The following is a 13527-nucleotide window of genomic DNA, read 5'->3' on the forward strand; positions in this document are numbered from 1 at the left end:
AGAGGAAGGAGAAAAGAGGAAAGAGAAAAGAGGAAAGAGAAAAGAGGAAAGAGAAAAGAGGAAAGAGAAAAGAGGAAGGAGAAAAGAGGAAGGAGGAAAGAGAAAAGAAACAAGATGTTTCGTGAGCTACATTTTGAAAAAATATCCGATGTTTGCGAAAAAATTAAATAGTAAGATATATGATCACTATAGTGGCCACACTTAGGGCGAAAGCGGAATACCAGGAAATGGTTTTGGCGACATTGCAGGAATTGGTAAAAGCATCGTTAGAGGAAGACGGATGTAAAGAATACCGATTGCATATTTCCACGAATAATCCGTTGGAGTTTCTTTTTTATGAATGTTGGGAGAGTAAAGCCGCAATCGATGCGCATATGCAAACCACACACTTTTTGGATTTTCAGCAAAAAGCAACAGAATGGTTGGAACAAAGCGAAATCAATCGGTATCAACCTTTATAATCTAAATTTTTTATGATCAATAAATTAAAAATGCTAACCGTATGTGTACTGGTTGGAATGGGGGCTTTTGCGCAAAGTGCTGTTAATTATGAAGGGGAAGCAATTAACCGTTTGGATAAAGACGGAAAGAAACAGGGGGTCTGGAAATTGTTCGATACAGAAAGAGGTATTACAATCGTCGGTAAAACCGAAGACGATGTTTTTGTGTCTACTATCGAGTACTATTTTAAAGATGATTTAGTGCTTACCTATAACACAGAAACGAAAGGGTATACCTTTTACGAAGATTTAAAAGGGAGTCCGGTAACGATAGTAGATAAAGGGAATAAGCTAACTGAAGTAGTAAAGGATAATGGAGAAGTTCTCGATGAGAAGAGGCGAAAAGTTTTTTTTGGTGTTCAGGAGTTGCGACCAATATTTTACGGGGGAAAGCAGGGGATGCATAGTTTTATCGAAAAAGCCGTAAGAAAGAGTACTTTACGACATTCGGGTAAAGTAAAGTTAATGTGGACAATCGATAATGATGGAATCGTTACCAATGTAAAAGTAATGGAAAGTGAGAATAGTGCTTTAAATGAAGAAGCTGTTCGGATTATCCAAAGTATGCCGCGTTGGCAACCCGGTATTCAGCGCGGAAGTTTTGTACGGGTGAATTTTACCACATCGATTGTATTTAACGACTAAGTCTGTTTTTTAGAATGCTTTCCAGGGAATAGAATATAAATAAATTAATAAATGAGCATAAAATTAAAAGTAATGGCATTATGCCTGATGATTTCAGTCAGTGTATTAGGACAAAGCGAAATCAAATACGAAGGTGAGACGATTAACCGTATCGATAAGGACGGAAAGAAATACGGTGTCTGGAAATTATTTGACAAAGACAAAGGTATTAAGATTGTGGTGAAAATGGAAAATGATGCTTTTACCTCCAATATCGACTATTACCGGAATGAACAACGGATTGTTTCACAGGATAAAACCGATCCGGGGAAATATCATTTTTATGTGGATTCCAAACCGGTTCCGGTTAAAATAATAGTCGAAAATGACAAACGAAAAGTAGTACAGGAAAATGGAAAAGCACTGGATGAAAAAAGTCAGGAGGCTTTTTTTAGTGTTCTGGAAGTAAAAACGATGTACTATGGAGGTGAATCGGTCTTGCGAAGATTTCTGGCTAACGCGAGTAGTGGCGATTGGGATAATTCGGCAAGCTTGCAGTTACGATGGAGCATCGATAAAAACGGAGGCGTCGAAAATATAAAAGTGATTAAAAGCGATAATGAAGCTTTAAACGAGAAAGCGATACAGATTATCCAGAAAATGCCACGATGGCAACCGGGTTTTTCGAATGGACGTTTCCTAAAAGGAATGTATAGTACCGGAATTCGGTTTATGGCGGGATAAGAAAACAAACCAATAGTTATTTACACCTGACAGGTTTTTAAAACCTGTCAGGTGTTGTTGCAACGAAATGTGAAAAATAAAACCTAACTTACCTGACTACAAATAATTTTATGGAGCATATATCAAAATACATCTCACTGACGTTTGGTCTTACTACGGTAATCACGATATTGCTTCTTGGCTGGACAATGCAGTGTTCGGAAGCAACACGTAAAAAGGGAAAATGGATTGTATTGGGTTTATTTCTATGGATGTTCCTTCAGGCTGTTTTGACTCGGTATGATATCTATAATACGGATACCGATTCTTTTCCTCCTAAAATTATGTTGTTTGGGATCTTTCCGATGTTATTGAGTATCGTGTTATTATTTGCCACGGTAAAAGGGCGGCAATTTATCGATAGCTTGTCGCTGGAGCGCTTAACCTATTTAAATGTAATTCGGATCCCGGTTGAAATGGTTTTATACGGACTTTTTGTCGCTAAAACAATTCCGGAACTGATGACGTTTAGCGGAATAAATTTTGATATTCTGGCGGGGATCACCGCTCCGATAGTGGGATACTTTGGTTTTACAAAACCGAAAATCAGCAGACGTGCTATTCTAATCTGGAATTTTGTTTGTCTGGGGCTTTTGCTGAATATTGTGATTTGCGCCGTACTTTCTACGCCTTCTCCGATACAAAAACTAGCTTTTGATCAACCGAATATCGCGATTTTAAATTTTCCGTTTAGCTGGCTGCCCACTGTAATCGTTCCGATTGTTTTGTTGGGACATTTAACTGCCATCCGACAATTGTTAAAAGGGAGTTTTAAAAAGAAACCCGATCCGGATTACCTCATCTTCGGTATTTTTAAAAGTGGCGATTACCTGGGGTCCTATATCATCTACAAAGTAACCGATACCGGATTATGGGCCGATACCCGGGAAGTATGGCATTCGCAACGCTTTAATAAGACCAAGGGGTATGTGTTTCAGGGGAAACGGCTTTCTTTGGAGAAATGGAATAAAGCTAAAGAGTTGATCAATACTGTTCCGCAGGAGTTGCTAACCGATGATTGGGACAGTTTTTACACTACCGGAAATAAAAATGAAGATAAATTGGTTCTGGCATTCGGGAATCCGGAATTTCAAAAGACCATTACGATAGACACTTATGGCATCGCAACGGAAAAACTCCCGATAGCGGTTCGCAACTTTAGACGTGCCGTTGAAAAACTGGTGAAGGAGTTGTAATAACAATTACAACAAATTAAAAAACAGCCTTAAAGCAATTGCTTTAAGGCTGTTTTTGTATGAGCGTATTATGCTTTTCGAATCGTTTTATAGACCAATCCGGAGCCAAAATAGAATGTCGAAACCAATAAAAAAATAATGCCCACCATTCCGAAAAATTCTGTAAATCGGAGTAGCATACTTGGTTCTTTGGCATCGCCATCCATTAAAAAACCGATTAGGGTGAGTATCGAAGATAAAGCAAGGATGTTTAAAAATTTTCTTTTCATAAGTTTTAGGAGGTTAGGTTATAGTAAGAAAACGGTTTTTGACTTGATTTAGTATAGTGTTTGGGAATTCGGGTAATTATTTTAAACTTTAAGTAGGATCTTAAATATCGGAAGGTCTTGAAAAAAGTTAGATATTCAACTTAAAAAACAATTATAAATTAAGAGGATAACTTGGATAAGTAACTGTGAATAACAATTCGATGACTTTTATCATCGTTTAAAAGGTTTGTTTATTAACAGGGGTAATACGAGGTTTTGTTTAAATACTAAAGAAAATAAACTATATGATAATCAAGAAAAGATATAAAAATAAAAGAGTAGTATTGAAGCTGTAAAAAGAGTTTCATTTATATGCAGAAATACTATTTTTATCAAATTGCAATTATTGATAATAAATATTTTTTTGTACGTAAAATTTACGTACATTTGTATTGCTAGTATGAAACATCGAGAAAGCTGTTATAATAAAAAATAAGACAATAAGACAATAAGACTAAGACAATAAGACTAAGACAATAAGACTAAGACAATAAGACTAAGACAATAAGACTAAGACAATAAGACTAAGACAATAAGACTAAGACAATAAGACTAAGACAATAAGACTAAGACAATAAGACTAAGACAATAAGACTAAGACAATAAGACTAAGACAATAAGACTAAGACAATAAGACTAAGACAATAAGACTAAGTAAGTATCATTAGTAGACATTTTAAAGTAAATAATATGGCAACATTAGTTAATGACAGAATAGATGTTCGTATTAGCAAAGAACAGAAAGAGTTAATTAAGTATGCAGCCGATTTATGTGGTTTTAAAAGTTTAACAGAATTTATTATTTTTTGTGCAAACAAAGAAGCAAACAAAGTTATTGTGGAAAATAATCAAATTCTGAAAAGCATAGAGGATAAAAAAATATTTTTAAATGCTATTTTAAATCCGCCAACTCCAAATGACAAACTTAAAAACGCTCATTTAAATTATAAAAAATTTATTGAAGCAAATGAAGTTACAAATAAACGTTCTAGAAAAAAAACATGATAAGTCAAATTTTGATTGTGGATATAGTTTATTAGACAGCTATATAAAAAAACAAGCAAGACAAGATGTGAGTAGGGATTTATCAGCTTGTTTTGTACTTGTTGATGAATTGGATAAAATAAAAGGGTATTATACTCTTTCTGCAAGTTCTGTTAAACGAGATGAATTTCCAGATGTAATGCAAAAAAAACTTCCGCCAAGTTATGGGGATTTACCCACGGTTTTGCTAGGAAGATTGGCAATTGATAAAAGTGTTAAAGGAAATGGTTATGGAGGTATTTTGCTTGTGGATGCCTTGAAAAAATGTTTAGATATTTCAGCAAGTTTAGGAACTATAGCAGTTATTGTTGATCCAATTGATGAAAATGCTCAAACATTTTATTACAAATATGGTTTTGTACTTCTGCCAAGCTCCGGAAAAATGTTTTTACCCATAAAGACTATTAAGGAATTGTTTTCTTAAAATATGAAGCAGAATGATAAGTGTCATTCTGCTTTTTTATTGCTTTAAACAGATTTTTACTTGGTGATATCTGTTTTAAAATTAAATTTTGAATCTAGTTGGAAATCTGACCAGTCGTTCTTTAACTGAATCGATGTTTGTTAATATTTTTTAGACTTAAAGTACTTTTTTCGGCTATAAACAAAAAACAAAAAGGTTCCGATGAATCCTCCAATGCCAACATAAATTCCAAAGCTTTCCTTGCCTTCATATTCGGACTTATGAATTAAAATAATCCTGTTTCGTTCGAGCTGTAGCAGCGTAAAATCAATATTTTTTTTCGGATATATATAACTGTAATAATATACCGTTACCGTATCTCCGATGTTTATTTTTTGAACAAGCGCGTCATAGTTTCGAAACGTCCTAAATACGGTAAGCCGTTGATCGAGATCTTTAAGTTTAATATAGAATATTTTGGCTGTTTTCCCTTTAATTCCGCGTTCGGAATCAATTCCCCGGTCTGCTACAATACTGGTAATTTTGTCAGCTTCCTTTAAATCGAGGTTTTGGCTTTCGAATCCTATTAAAATGCATAAGGAAAAGATTATCGTAAGTAAAATGAGCTCGAATATAAATTGTGCTTTTCTATATCGTTTTTTTAGCATTGAATAGGACTTTATTGTAATTCTTTCTTTATTTCGAGAATTCCATTTTCCAATCCGGTAAAATAATTCCCTTTTTTAAATTCGGGTATAATATGATGATCAATAATGGATTTCGTTTCTTCATCGGTCAGTTTGGATACGATGGCATCACAGTTTTGTATCTGAAGGGCACGCATGTTTTTACAAACGACAATGACAATGCAACCAAATTTTGCTTGTTTAGCCAGGTCTAATGAGTAATCATAGATATCGGTATACGGTGAAATGGAAGCAACGGTTACGATTACAATCCCAATATTATTTTGCTTTTCTATTTCTTTTGCATAGGCTTTAAGAATTACTTCCTGCGAAAGGGATAAGATGTCGTCATAATCATTTACATAGTTATTGATCTCTGGGAAAACGGTTGCTGGGTTGTTTTCGATAGCTTCATTTTGACCAAAGCCAAAACCGAAAAACAAAAGCGCAATAAGGAGTAGAATTTTTTTCAAAGCAGTTTTGAGAATTAGGTTTTTAAGGATATGAGAAATTTAAAGAAAGAAAATGAAACAAATTATTGCGTTAGACCACTATTAGTTAAAGTGTTTTTTAATCAATGATTGAAAAATATTTTTCTGTAAGTCTTATTCTTGTATAAGGAGAAAGCATTTCATTATCTTTGAGTTGAAACCATATTAATCCTTCTTCTTCAAGTTTTTCTAGTTCAGCTACAGTATCACTATGCTTCCAGCCATAAGCTTCTTCTGCAGCGTCAGTAATGGTTCGTATTTCTACGATAGAGTTTTCATTTCTTGCTTTTGCAAGTTTGGTTATTAAGTAATTACGTTTTATATTTTTCTCACTGAAATATTCTTCTTTTATTTTTTTTAGCATTGGGTTTGAAACTTTTTTAATTGAACTCTTAGTTTCAGTTTTTCCTATCGAAGAATTGTTTACAATAGTTTGAGAAAAGTTGATTTTTTCTGCTTTTAAATGGTTTTGCTGTGAATTGTTATCAGTATAATGTTTCTTTCGGTTGAAGTATTGAATTATTAATCCTAGTGTAAAAATTCCTGCTCCAGAAAAAATCCATTCTTTATTTTTTAAAAAATACTCTATCATTTTTTATTAAAACTCAAAGATAGGATATTTTGAAAATCAAGTGATTGTTTTTTGAATGCAGCTTGTTAACAACGTATTGTTAATATTGTAACTAACGTTACATGCATTTGAGGAGCAGCGGAAACTGAGTAGAATTCTCTCAACTAAAAGAAGCTTTCTTAGTTTTGAAAAAGTTCAATCATCAACAATTTGCGATTTATTAAATACGCTGCTTGTTAGAGAACCTAGATTTTAGAGTGTTCTAATAAACTTCTATAAGAAAACCTTGTTGTGTCTTTTAGTAAATTAGTGTCGATTAGTCGTAATCTAACAGCTTCTTGTGATGCGTTAAATTTATTACTCATTTCAGAAATTAACTGGGTAGCCAATAATTGATTAATGGGTTGTTTGTCTAAGTGAATGTAATTTTTAGAAATATTGTTTTTAATAAAAAACTTAAAAACTTCGAGTTGAAAGTGTTCAGATGGTAATAATAAATAGCTAGCAAAAATATTAGCCTGAATCTCAATTCTACGTGTAATTAAATCTGTGATTGTATTGTTCAGTGACAATGTGTATTCACTGTCTTCCTTTTTTTTAATTTTATTTTCAAATATTTTTTTATGTAAAACTAAATGTCCGATTTCATGACATAATGTAAATCTCTGTCTGTGCTCATCTAGTGTGGTATCAATGACTATTTTTAATGGGTCAAATTCAACTTTTCCCATAATTGGATAAAGTCTTTCAAATTGAATTTCAATCAAATATTTTTCATTGATAAATTGTATCAACTTTTTAGTATCAAGTACACCATAGTTTGTGACATCATATTTTAGTATTCTGTCAGCTATAGATTTAATATAATCAGCAGTCAAAAATTTTACAGTTAAAAATTTATCTTTCTGATTGTAAAAGTCGATTGCCTTAATTGCAAGTAAAAAATCAGCAATGTTATTGCATATCTTGTTTCCGACTTTTGCTAAAAAAGGTTCAGTTTCATCATTTTCAAAATCAATTGTCTCATACTTTTTGCGATAGTTAATCCATTCAAATTCGTTATTGCTTTTGATTTTGAGTAAACCAATCTTTAGTGATTTTGCGAAATTAATTGTAGTTTTAGCAAAGCCTTTATTTGAAACTATAAAACCTTTAGAATTATGTCTCCCTATTTGGTTAAGCTTTGAATCAAATTCTTCAATATCATCAATTGCGACATTCTTATTTAAGAATTTACATTCAATAATATTCAATATTGAATATTCAGTAGCGCCAGGAAGAAAAGTTTCTATTGAGATATCGGTTATGATTTCATTTTTTCTATTTTCTGAATAGTATCCTTTTTTCTGATGAATACGGCTTCGTTTTCCAGGTACTGTAAACTCATCTTTTTCTAATAAGTCATTTATTAAAAAAAATACTCTATTCTCAAAATCATTTCCTTTCTGTGTCGTATTCATTTACGGATTTTTAAGGCATTTCAGATAACCTCTTTTTTACGAAACTCATCATGGCTATTCCTTGAAATAAGATATAAAAATAGAAAAATATTTATTAATGAAAATATTAAATTCTATAGGATAGTAAAATATATAAAAGTCCAAAAACAAAAAAAAAACTAACTTTCGTTAGAGCTTTCTGTCGGGGTGGCAGGATTCGAACCTGCGACCTTCCCGATTGCAATCGGGACGCGATAACCGTTCACCTGTTAGAAAAACTATAATACAAAAAAAGCCCTAACTTTCGTTAGAGCTTTTCGTCGGGGTGGCAGGATTCGAACCTGCGACCTCCTGGTCCCAAACCAGGCGCGATGACCGGGCTACGCTACACCCCGTTCGGTCTGTTATTGTGGGTGCAAATATAGAACTAAATTTTAAAATGCAAAACCTTTTTTAAAAATAAATCATATTTATTTTGGCATAGTTAAAACTGATCTATTTTGTGTACATCTTTTTTAATTAAGGCTTACATTTGCTATCGCTAAAAAAATAAAAACAGAATTATGTCAGATACCATTGAAAAAGTAAAATGTTTGATTATTGGTTCGGGACCTGCAGGCTATACTGCAGCGATTTACGCAGCCAGAGCAAACATGAATCCGGTGCTATACCAGGGAACACAACCGGGCGGACAATTAACAACAACAAACGAGGTAGAGAACTTTCCGGGTTATCCGGATGGCGTAACCGGACCGGAAATGATGGTGCAGTTACAGGAACAAGCCAAACGTTTTGGAACCGATGTTAGAGATGGATGGGCTACAAAAGTGGACTTTTCCGGGCCAATACATAAAGTTTGGATCAACGATACAAAAGAAATCCACTGCGAGACTGTAATTATCAGTACTGGTGCTTCTGCAAAATATTTAGGGCTACCTTCCGAACAAAAATACCTGCAATTGGGTGGTGGTGTTTCGGCTTGTGCGGTTTGTGACGGATTTTTCTACCGTAATCAGGATGTGATTATCGTAGGAGCGGGAGATAGTGCCTGTGAAGAAGCACACTACTTGTCTAAATTGTGTCGTAAAGTGACGATGTTGGTACGTAGCGAGAAATTCCGCGCGTCTCGTATCATGGAAGATCGCGTTCGTAAAACCGAAAACATTGAAATCTTGTTAAATACCGAAACCGATGAGGTAATTGGCGACGGACAAGTGGTTACGGCAGTACGCGTAAAAAACAGAACGACTGGTGAATTAAAAGAAATTCCGGTTACCGGATTTTTCGTAGCAATTGGTCACCAACCGAATACCGATATTTTTAAAGATTATATTTCGTTGGACGAAACCGGATATATCATCAATGAACCGGGAACGTCTAAAACCAATGTACCGGGTGTTTTTGTTGCCGGTGATGCAGCCGATCATGTATACCGTCAGGCAATTACTGCCGCTGGAACTGGATGTATGGCCGCTTTGGATGCCGAAAGATACCTGGCTTCACAAGAGTAAGCAGAATAAACTTTTCGATATAAAAAAAGCTCCTCGTTAGAGGAGCTTTTTTAGTTATTGTTGTTTCTTATATAAAGTCGCGTTATCGGCAAAATTTTTCATGTCGACTTTTGGTGCCCCGAATAACTGAATTTCGGATTTTCCGGTGGCAAAGATGCTAATCGTTTTAAGCGCATTTACCGTACACGTGGTATACGATTCGGTGATCAGTTCCATATCGGTTACCGAAAATTTCTTCGCGTTTAAGGTTGCGTTATTATCCAATCGGATTTTAGAAATACCGGAATCACCTTCGATCGTTGCGGTGGATTTCTGATACAAGTCAATTTTGGACTCTGCAGCGGCAACTAAAACCTTTAAATCGGCATTTTTACTCAATTCAAATGCGGCAAACTCGGCTTTTACATTTAATTCGGCTTTACTTTTGTCGTTAAGCAAAATCGTAAAAGAGGATGATTTTACATTTAAAAAGGATTTTGAATAATCGAAATTCTTTACGGTGATATTGTCCAGCTGTAAATCGGCCAAAGCGTTTAGTTTGGTTTCATTTTTAGCCGAAATCATTTTTAAATCATTGGTATAGGTAACGCGAACGCTTAGTTTTTTGGCATTCGAAATGTCTTTGTCGGTGTAAACACGTAGGGTACTGCCGTACATCTCGGCTTTGATGGATTCGTGAAGGTTGTCGTCGGCTTCAATTTCCAACGCCTGTTTGTCTCCTTTTACCAGAAATACTTCAAGATTGTCTTCAAATTCCAGGCTTTCAAATTTTTCAACATCTTTCTGCGTAACGGTTACAATTTTAGAACCTTTTAGTTTTTCTTTTTTCTGAGCAAATGTAAGCGTTGCTGTAAGCAATAGGGCAAATAATAAAATCGTTTTTTTCATGAACTATTTGAATTTGAAACGCAAATTTAGGTAAAAAATAGCTGCGCGCCGGCTATTTCCGAAGTGGATTGCCTTAAATTAATCCTAAAAAAATAGCACCGCGATGGCGATGCTTCTGATTTATTAGTAAGGCGACACACTACCACCGGATGAGACTTTCTTTTTTAGAAGACTCGGACTTCCGATATAGGAAACCGAACTGCCACTGCTTGCTTCAGCAGTAAGACTTTGCGTAGCATTGAGTACAATACTGCTGCCGCTGGAGGCATCTGCGGTAGCATCTTTTACGGTAAGATTGTCTGCAACGATACTGCTGCCGCTGGAAGAATCCGTTTCCAGTCGACTTGCTTTTCCAGCGATTTTTATTTCGCTACCACTGCTACTTTCGCAACTGATGGTTTCGGCATTTACTTTTACGTCGATACTGCTACCGCTACTGGATGAAAATGCAATGGTGTTGTTGCGTAGCATATTGCTACTGCTCACACTTACACCACTCGATGCCTGAAAGGAATCCAGTTTCGGAAGGGCTACATAGACGGTTTTGGATTCTGCGTTTCGGATGTTTACATCCGAAGTAATGCGAAGTTCTCCTTCAATAACTTCTGTTTTGATATGGTTTTGTAAATTACTGTCGGCTTTAACGGTTACTTTCGTTTCCGGAGCCTGTACCAGTACAATTTCCAATCCGCGTGAAGCCGTAATGGAGGTGAAATTTGAGGAGATGTTTCGCGTTTGTGTTGTTACATGGCCATCACCGTCAACTTTTTCGAAGTTGGGTATGTTGATATTGTTACAGGAACCGAATAATAAGGCTGCCGCTGCAGCAATTACTACTTTTGCAAAATGAACAGCTAGTTTGATCATAATATTCGTTTTTGAGGGTTGGTTGGTAGTCTTTTTTGAAACGGTAAAGCCGACTTTCGATTCGGCCGACTTTACCGCAATTCATTTATTTGGTGTTGATGATGATTTTGTCTTTTTGTAATTCAACGCCTTCAACACTTTTGGTGATTTCTTTTTTAGAATTTTCTTTTACCTGAACGCCTTTACCGTTAATAGTGATGGTTGTTGTGGTATTGGTACTGTCAATATCACCTTCATTCCATTCTTCATTTTCTTCTGGCGGACAATCCAAACATTTTAATTCTTCTTTTTCAACACGGTAGTGGTATTGATCATTACCACCTTGCAGGTAATAATTCGAATAATTGTTTTCCAGATAATCGTCTACATTTTCACCCGGATGAATAATGGTACCTTCCGGAAGATATAGGTATACTTTAACTTTTTGATTACGGTATTTATTCGCGATTCCGGTCAGTAAATAGTTGTCTAAGAATAAGGTACTGTTTTTAATTTCAAAGTTATATTTGATTTTTTCAGCTCTTTTACGCGCATCGGATAACGAATGTCCTCCGGCTACTTTTTCAATTTGAACATAAGGTGCTTCTGACGTTCTTAGTATATGTACTTCAATATTGTTGGAATAAATGACTTCGTTTTGTGCCGAATCCTGTGCAAAGCGGAATTCGGTGTCGCTATCGGCTGTTTTGGAGAAATAATCATTAAAACGCATCTTAATATGTAAGGTGTCATTAACGGTTAAATCGATATTCTTTTTTTCGACTACTTTGCCTTCAAAACCAACTTCTGTCGCCTGACGGATTCCTAAATAGATCAACATGATCAAGGAAATAATCCAGATGCCCAATAAGGTGAATTTCGCTACATTTCCAATAGAACGCAGGTTATTTACCAGAATTTTTAATCCTAACAGGAAGAAGAAAAATAACGGGATTCCAATGCTTAAAAAGGCTAACAGACCCAATAACCACATCGGCATATCGGTATAGTTAAACGCATTCATAAAGTCAAAGAAAGGAGAGTTGGGTATCGCTGCGGTAAAAATCATCATAAAGGAGGTGACCACGATTCCGATTAATCCCATTAGGGAAAAGATCACGATGATGGCTCCGATTACTTTGGCAAATACTTTAAAAATTACCAGGAAAACATCTTCTATAGTGGTAGCTACTTTGGTAGCGCCGCTTTTGGCTTCATCGGCTATTTTTTGATGATCAAGATTGTTGATCTTGTCGGTAATTTCCCCAAAGCCTTCACGAACCTTCTTTTCGATATTCGATATCGTGATCGGCTCTCCGGTCATTTCCAGTTTCTCTGCCGTTGATTTTGCCTCCGGAACCAGGATCCATAAAATGATATAGGCTACAATTCCGGCTCCAAATCCGGCCAATGTTAATAAGATCAGAATGATTCGTAACCAAAGTGGATCCAGTCCGATGTAGTGTCCGAAACCAGCAGCTACACCGCCCAGCATTCCTTTTTCTTTGTCACGGTATAGCTTTTTGGATCCGTTGGAAGAATAGGTCGTATAGGTTTGTTTTGGGTTATCGGTGTCGTCTTCCAGTCGGTAATCTTCCGGCTGACCCATTACGGCGATAACCTGATCGATCTCGGTTAGACTTACTACTTGTTTGTCGCTCGAAAGTTTCTCCGACAAAAGTTCTGCAATTCTACTTTCGATGTCATTCATGATTTCGTCCCGGCCATCAGGGGATAAGGAGCGCTTGATTGCATCGAAGTATCGGTTCAATTTCTGAAAGGCATCTTCATCTATATGAAAGAAAAAACCTCCTAAATTTATACTTACTGTTTTGTTCATGGCTATTGGTTTTGGCTGGTTATAATGGTTACTGCATCAGATAGTTCTGTCCAGGTACTATTTAATTCTTTTAAAAATTCGTGTCCTTCTTCGGTTAGGCTATAGTATTTTCTCGGTGGTCCGGAGGTCGATTCTTCCCAACGGTAATTTAATAATCCGTCGTTTTTTAACCGGGTCAACAAAGGGTATACGGTGCCTTCCACTACGAGTAGTTTTGCGTTTTTTAAGGTGTCCAGAATTTCGGATGTATACGCATCTTTTTCCTTGATCACGGAGAGGATGCAGAATTCCAGTATTCCTTTGCGCATCTGAGCTTTAGTGTTCTCAATGTTCATAGAATTTCTTTTTTGTGATTAAACTGTTCATTTTTTGATTGATGATTGATGATGTGATTGAT

Annotated in this window: 16 protein-coding genes and 2 tRNA genes; 7 read left to right on the plus strand and 11 right to left on the minus strand. The window is 35.6% G+C overall.

All coding sequences use genetic code 11. The annotated features are described in order from the left end of the window. Positions 1 to 179: 179 nt before the first annotated feature. The 4 genes from ABFU83_RS02010 to ABFU83_RS02025 all read left to right on the plus strand — a co-directional run bounded on the left by ABFU83_RS02010 (position 180) and on the right by ABFU83_RS02025 (position 3103). Positions 180 to 461: a putative quinol monooxygenase gene (locus ABFU83_RS02010; RefSeq protein WP_347068506.1), complete on the plus strand. Its 282-nt coding sequence runs from the start codon at positions 180 to 182 to the stop codon at positions 459 to 461. A 12-nt stretch (positions 462 to 473) separates the two neighbouring features. Beyond that, positions 474 to 1145, plus strand: a complete 672-nt coding sequence (locus ABFU83_RS02015) for a TonB family protein (RefSeq protein ID WP_347068508.1) — start codon at positions 474 to 476, stop codon at positions 1143 to 1145. Between the two features lie 51 nt (positions 1146 to 1196). After that, positions 1197 to 1868: an energy transducer TonB gene (locus ABFU83_RS02020; RefSeq protein ID WP_347068509.1), complete on the plus strand. Its 672-nt coding sequence runs from the start codon at positions 1197 to 1199 to the stop codon at positions 1866 to 1868. Between the two features lie 110 nt (positions 1869 to 1978). Then, a complete protein-coding gene (locus ABFU83_RS02025; protein WP_347068511.1) occupies positions 1979 to 3103 on the plus strand; it encodes a hypothetical protein in 1125 nt (374 codons plus the stop codon). A gap of 68 nt (positions 3104 to 3171) precedes the next feature. Here the strand turns inward: ABFU83_RS02025 and ABFU83_RS02030 are convergent, their stop codons facing one another. Then, positions 3172 to 3372, minus strand: a complete 201-nt coding sequence (locus tag ABFU83_RS02030) for a hypothetical protein (RefSeq protein ID WP_136403350.1) — start codon at positions 3370 to 3372, stop codon at positions 3172 to 3174. Between the two features lie 729 nt (positions 3373 to 4101). On the opposite strand from ABFU83_RS02030, the gene ABFU83_RS02035 reads away from it, so the two are divergent. Together ABFU83_RS02035 and ABFU83_RS02040 are read left to right on the plus strand one after the other, a co-directional pair. Next, positions 4102 to 4416 (plus strand): DUF1778 domain-containing protein, encoded by a 315-nt coding sequence (locus tag ABFU83_RS02035; RefSeq protein WP_347068514.1) that lies wholly within the window; start codon positions 4102 to 4104, stop codon positions 4414 to 4416. After that, positions 4379 to 4879, plus strand: coding sequence for a GNAT family N-acetyltransferase (locus tag ABFU83_RS02040; protein ID WP_347068516.1), 501 nt, complete (start codon positions 4379 to 4381; stop codon positions 4877 to 4879). Before ABFU83_RS02035 ends, ABFU83_RS02040 begins: the two co-directional genes overlap by 38 nt. A 140-nt stretch (positions 4880 to 5019) precedes the next feature. Here ABFU83_RS02040 and ABFU83_RS02045 read toward each other — a convergent pair whose 3' ends face one another. The 6 genes from ABFU83_RS02045 to ABFU83_RS02070 all read right to left on the minus strand — a co-directional run bounded on the left by ABFU83_RS02045 (position 5020) and on the right by ABFU83_RS02070 (position 8440). Next, on the minus strand, positions 5020 to 5526 hold the full coding sequence (locus ABFU83_RS02045) for a hypothetical protein (protein WP_347068518.1): 507 nt from the start codon (positions 5524 to 5526) through the stop codon (positions 5020 to 5022). A gap of 11 nt (positions 5527 to 5537) precedes the next feature. Then, positions 5538 to 6017 carry a TPM domain-containing protein gene (locus tag ABFU83_RS02050; protein ID WP_347068520.1) on the minus strand — a complete coding sequence of 160 codons (480 nt, stop codon included), beginning with the start codon at positions 6015 to 6017 and terminating at the stop codon, positions 5538 to 5540. A gap of 97 nt (positions 6018 to 6114) precedes the next feature. After that, positions 6115 to 6627: a hypothetical protein gene (locus ABFU83_RS02055; RefSeq protein WP_347068522.1), complete on the minus strand. Its 513-nt coding sequence runs from the start codon at positions 6625 to 6627 to the stop codon at positions 6115 to 6117. 224 nt (positions 6628 to 6851) lie between these two features. Further along, positions 6852 to 8066 (minus strand): ImmA/IrrE family metallo-endopeptidase, encoded by a 1215-nt coding sequence (locus ABFU83_RS02060; RefSeq protein ID WP_347068523.1) that lies wholly within the window; start codon positions 8064 to 8066, stop codon positions 6852 to 6854. A 188-nt stretch (positions 8067 to 8254) separates the two neighbouring features. Continuing rightward, positions 8255 to 8312: transfer RNA gene (locus ABFU83_RS02065), tRNA-Ala, on the minus strand. A 53-nt stretch (positions 8313 to 8365) separates the two neighbouring features. Next, positions 8366 to 8440: transfer RNA gene (locus ABFU83_RS02070), tRNA-Pro, on the minus strand. 168 nt (positions 8441 to 8608) lie between these two features. Between ABFU83_RS02070 and trxB the strand changes: the two genes are divergently transcribed. Continuing rightward, positions 8609 to 9556 carry a thioredoxin-disulfide reductase gene (gene trxB / locus ABFU83_RS02075; RefSeq protein WP_347068525.1) on the plus strand — a complete coding sequence of 316 codons (948 nt, stop codon included), beginning with the start codon at positions 8609 to 8611 and terminating at the stop codon, positions 9554 to 9556. 54 nt (positions 9557 to 9610) lie between these two features. On the opposite strand, the gene ABFU83_RS02080 is transcribed toward trxB, so the two are convergent. The 4 genes from ABFU83_RS02080 to ABFU83_RS02095 all read right to left on the minus strand — a co-directional run bounded on the left by ABFU83_RS02080 (position 9611) and on the right by ABFU83_RS02095 (position 13465). Continuing rightward, entirely contained in the window at positions 9611 to 10444 is an 834-nt protein-coding gene (locus ABFU83_RS02080) for a DUF2807 domain-containing protein (protein WP_347068527.1), read from the minus strand. Positions 10445 to 10567: 123 nt separating this feature from the next. After that, the gene (locus ABFU83_RS02085; RefSeq protein ID WP_347068528.1) at positions 10568 to 11311 is read right to left on the minus strand and encodes a head GIN domain-containing protein; all 744 of its coding nucleotides are present in this window, start codon (positions 11309 to 11311) and stop codon (positions 10568 to 10570) included. Positions 11312 to 11396: 85 nt separating this feature from the next. After that, entirely contained in the window at positions 11397 to 13130 is a 1734-nt protein-coding gene (locus tag ABFU83_RS02090; RefSeq protein ID WP_347068530.1) for a PspC domain-containing protein, read from the minus strand. A gap of 2 nt (positions 13131 to 13132) precedes the next feature. Then, positions 13133 to 13465 (minus strand): PadR family transcriptional regulator, encoded by a 333-nt coding sequence (locus tag ABFU83_RS02095; RefSeq protein WP_136403340.1) that lies wholly within the window; start codon positions 13463 to 13465, stop codon positions 13133 to 13135. Positions 13466 to 13527 lie beyond the last annotated feature (62 nt).

It is taken from the genome of Flavobacterium sp. WV_118_3, assembly GCF_039778605.1.
In the GTDB taxonomy this organism is placed as follows: domain Bacteria; phylum Bacteroidota; class Bacteroidia; order Flavobacteriales; family Flavobacteriaceae; genus Flavobacterium.

What these genes read in the sequence shown, in the direction of transcription:
- ABFU83_RS02085 (WP_347068528.1), bottom strand. Translation starts at nt 11,311, where the DNA reads ATGATCAAACTAGCTGTTCATTTTGCAAAAGTAGTAATTGCTGCAGCG.
- ABFU83_RS02040 (WP_347068516.1), top strand. Translation starts at nt 4,379, where the DNA reads ATGAAGTTACAAATAAACGTTCTAGAAAAAAAACATGATAAGTCAAAT.
- ABFU83_RS02045 (WP_347068518.1), bottom strand. Translation starts at nt 5,526, where the DNA reads ATGCTAAAAAAACGATATAGAAAAGCACAATTTATATTCGAGCTCATT.
- ABFU83_RS02025 (WP_347068511.1), top strand. Translation starts at nt 1,979, where the DNA reads ATGGAGCATATATCAAAATACATCTCACTGACGTTTGGTCTTACTACG.
- ABFU83_RS02095 (WP_136403340.1), bottom strand. Translation starts at nt 13,465, where the DNA reads ATGAACATTGAGAACACTAAAGCTCAGATGCGCAAAGGAATACTGGAA.
- ABFU83_RS02060 (WP_347068523.1), bottom strand. Translation starts at nt 8,066, where the DNA reads ATGAATACGACACAGAAAGGAAATGATTTTGAGAATAGAGTATTTTTT.
- ABFU83_RS02010 (WP_347068506.1), top strand. Translation starts at nt 180, where the DNA reads ATGATCACTATAGTGGCCACACTTAGGGCGAAAGCGGAATACCAGGAA.
- ABFU83_RS02055 (WP_347068522.1), bottom strand. Translation starts at nt 6,627, where the DNA reads ATGATAGAGTATTTTTTAAAAAATAAAGAATGGATTTTTTCTGGAGCA.
- ABFU83_RS02035 (WP_347068514.1), top strand. Translation starts at nt 4,102, where the DNA reads ATGGCAACATTAGTTAATGACAGAATAGATGTTCGTATTAGCAAAGAA.
- ABFU83_RS02020 (WP_347068509.1), top strand. Translation starts at nt 1,197, where the DNA reads ATGAGCATAAAATTAAAAGTAATGGCATTATGCCTGATGATTTCAGTC.
- trxB (WP_347068525.1), top strand. Translation starts at nt 8,609, where the DNA reads ATGTCAGATACCATTGAAAAAGTAAAATGTTTGATTATTGGTTCGGGA.
- ABFU83_RS02080 (WP_347068527.1), bottom strand. Translation starts at nt 10,444, where the DNA reads ATGAAAAAAACGATTTTATTATTTGCCCTATTGCTTACAGCAACGCTT.
- ABFU83_RS02030 (WP_136403350.1), bottom strand. Translation starts at nt 3,372, where the DNA reads ATGAAAAGAAAATTTTTAAACATCCTTGCTTTATCTTCGATACTCACC.
- ABFU83_RS02090 (WP_347068530.1), bottom strand. Translation starts at nt 13,130, where the DNA reads ATGAACAAAACAGTAAGTATAAATTTAGGAGGTTTTTTCTTTCATATA.
- ABFU83_RS02015 (WP_347068508.1), top strand. Translation starts at nt 474, where the DNA reads ATGATCAATAAATTAAAAATGCTAACCGTATGTGTACTGGTTGGAATG.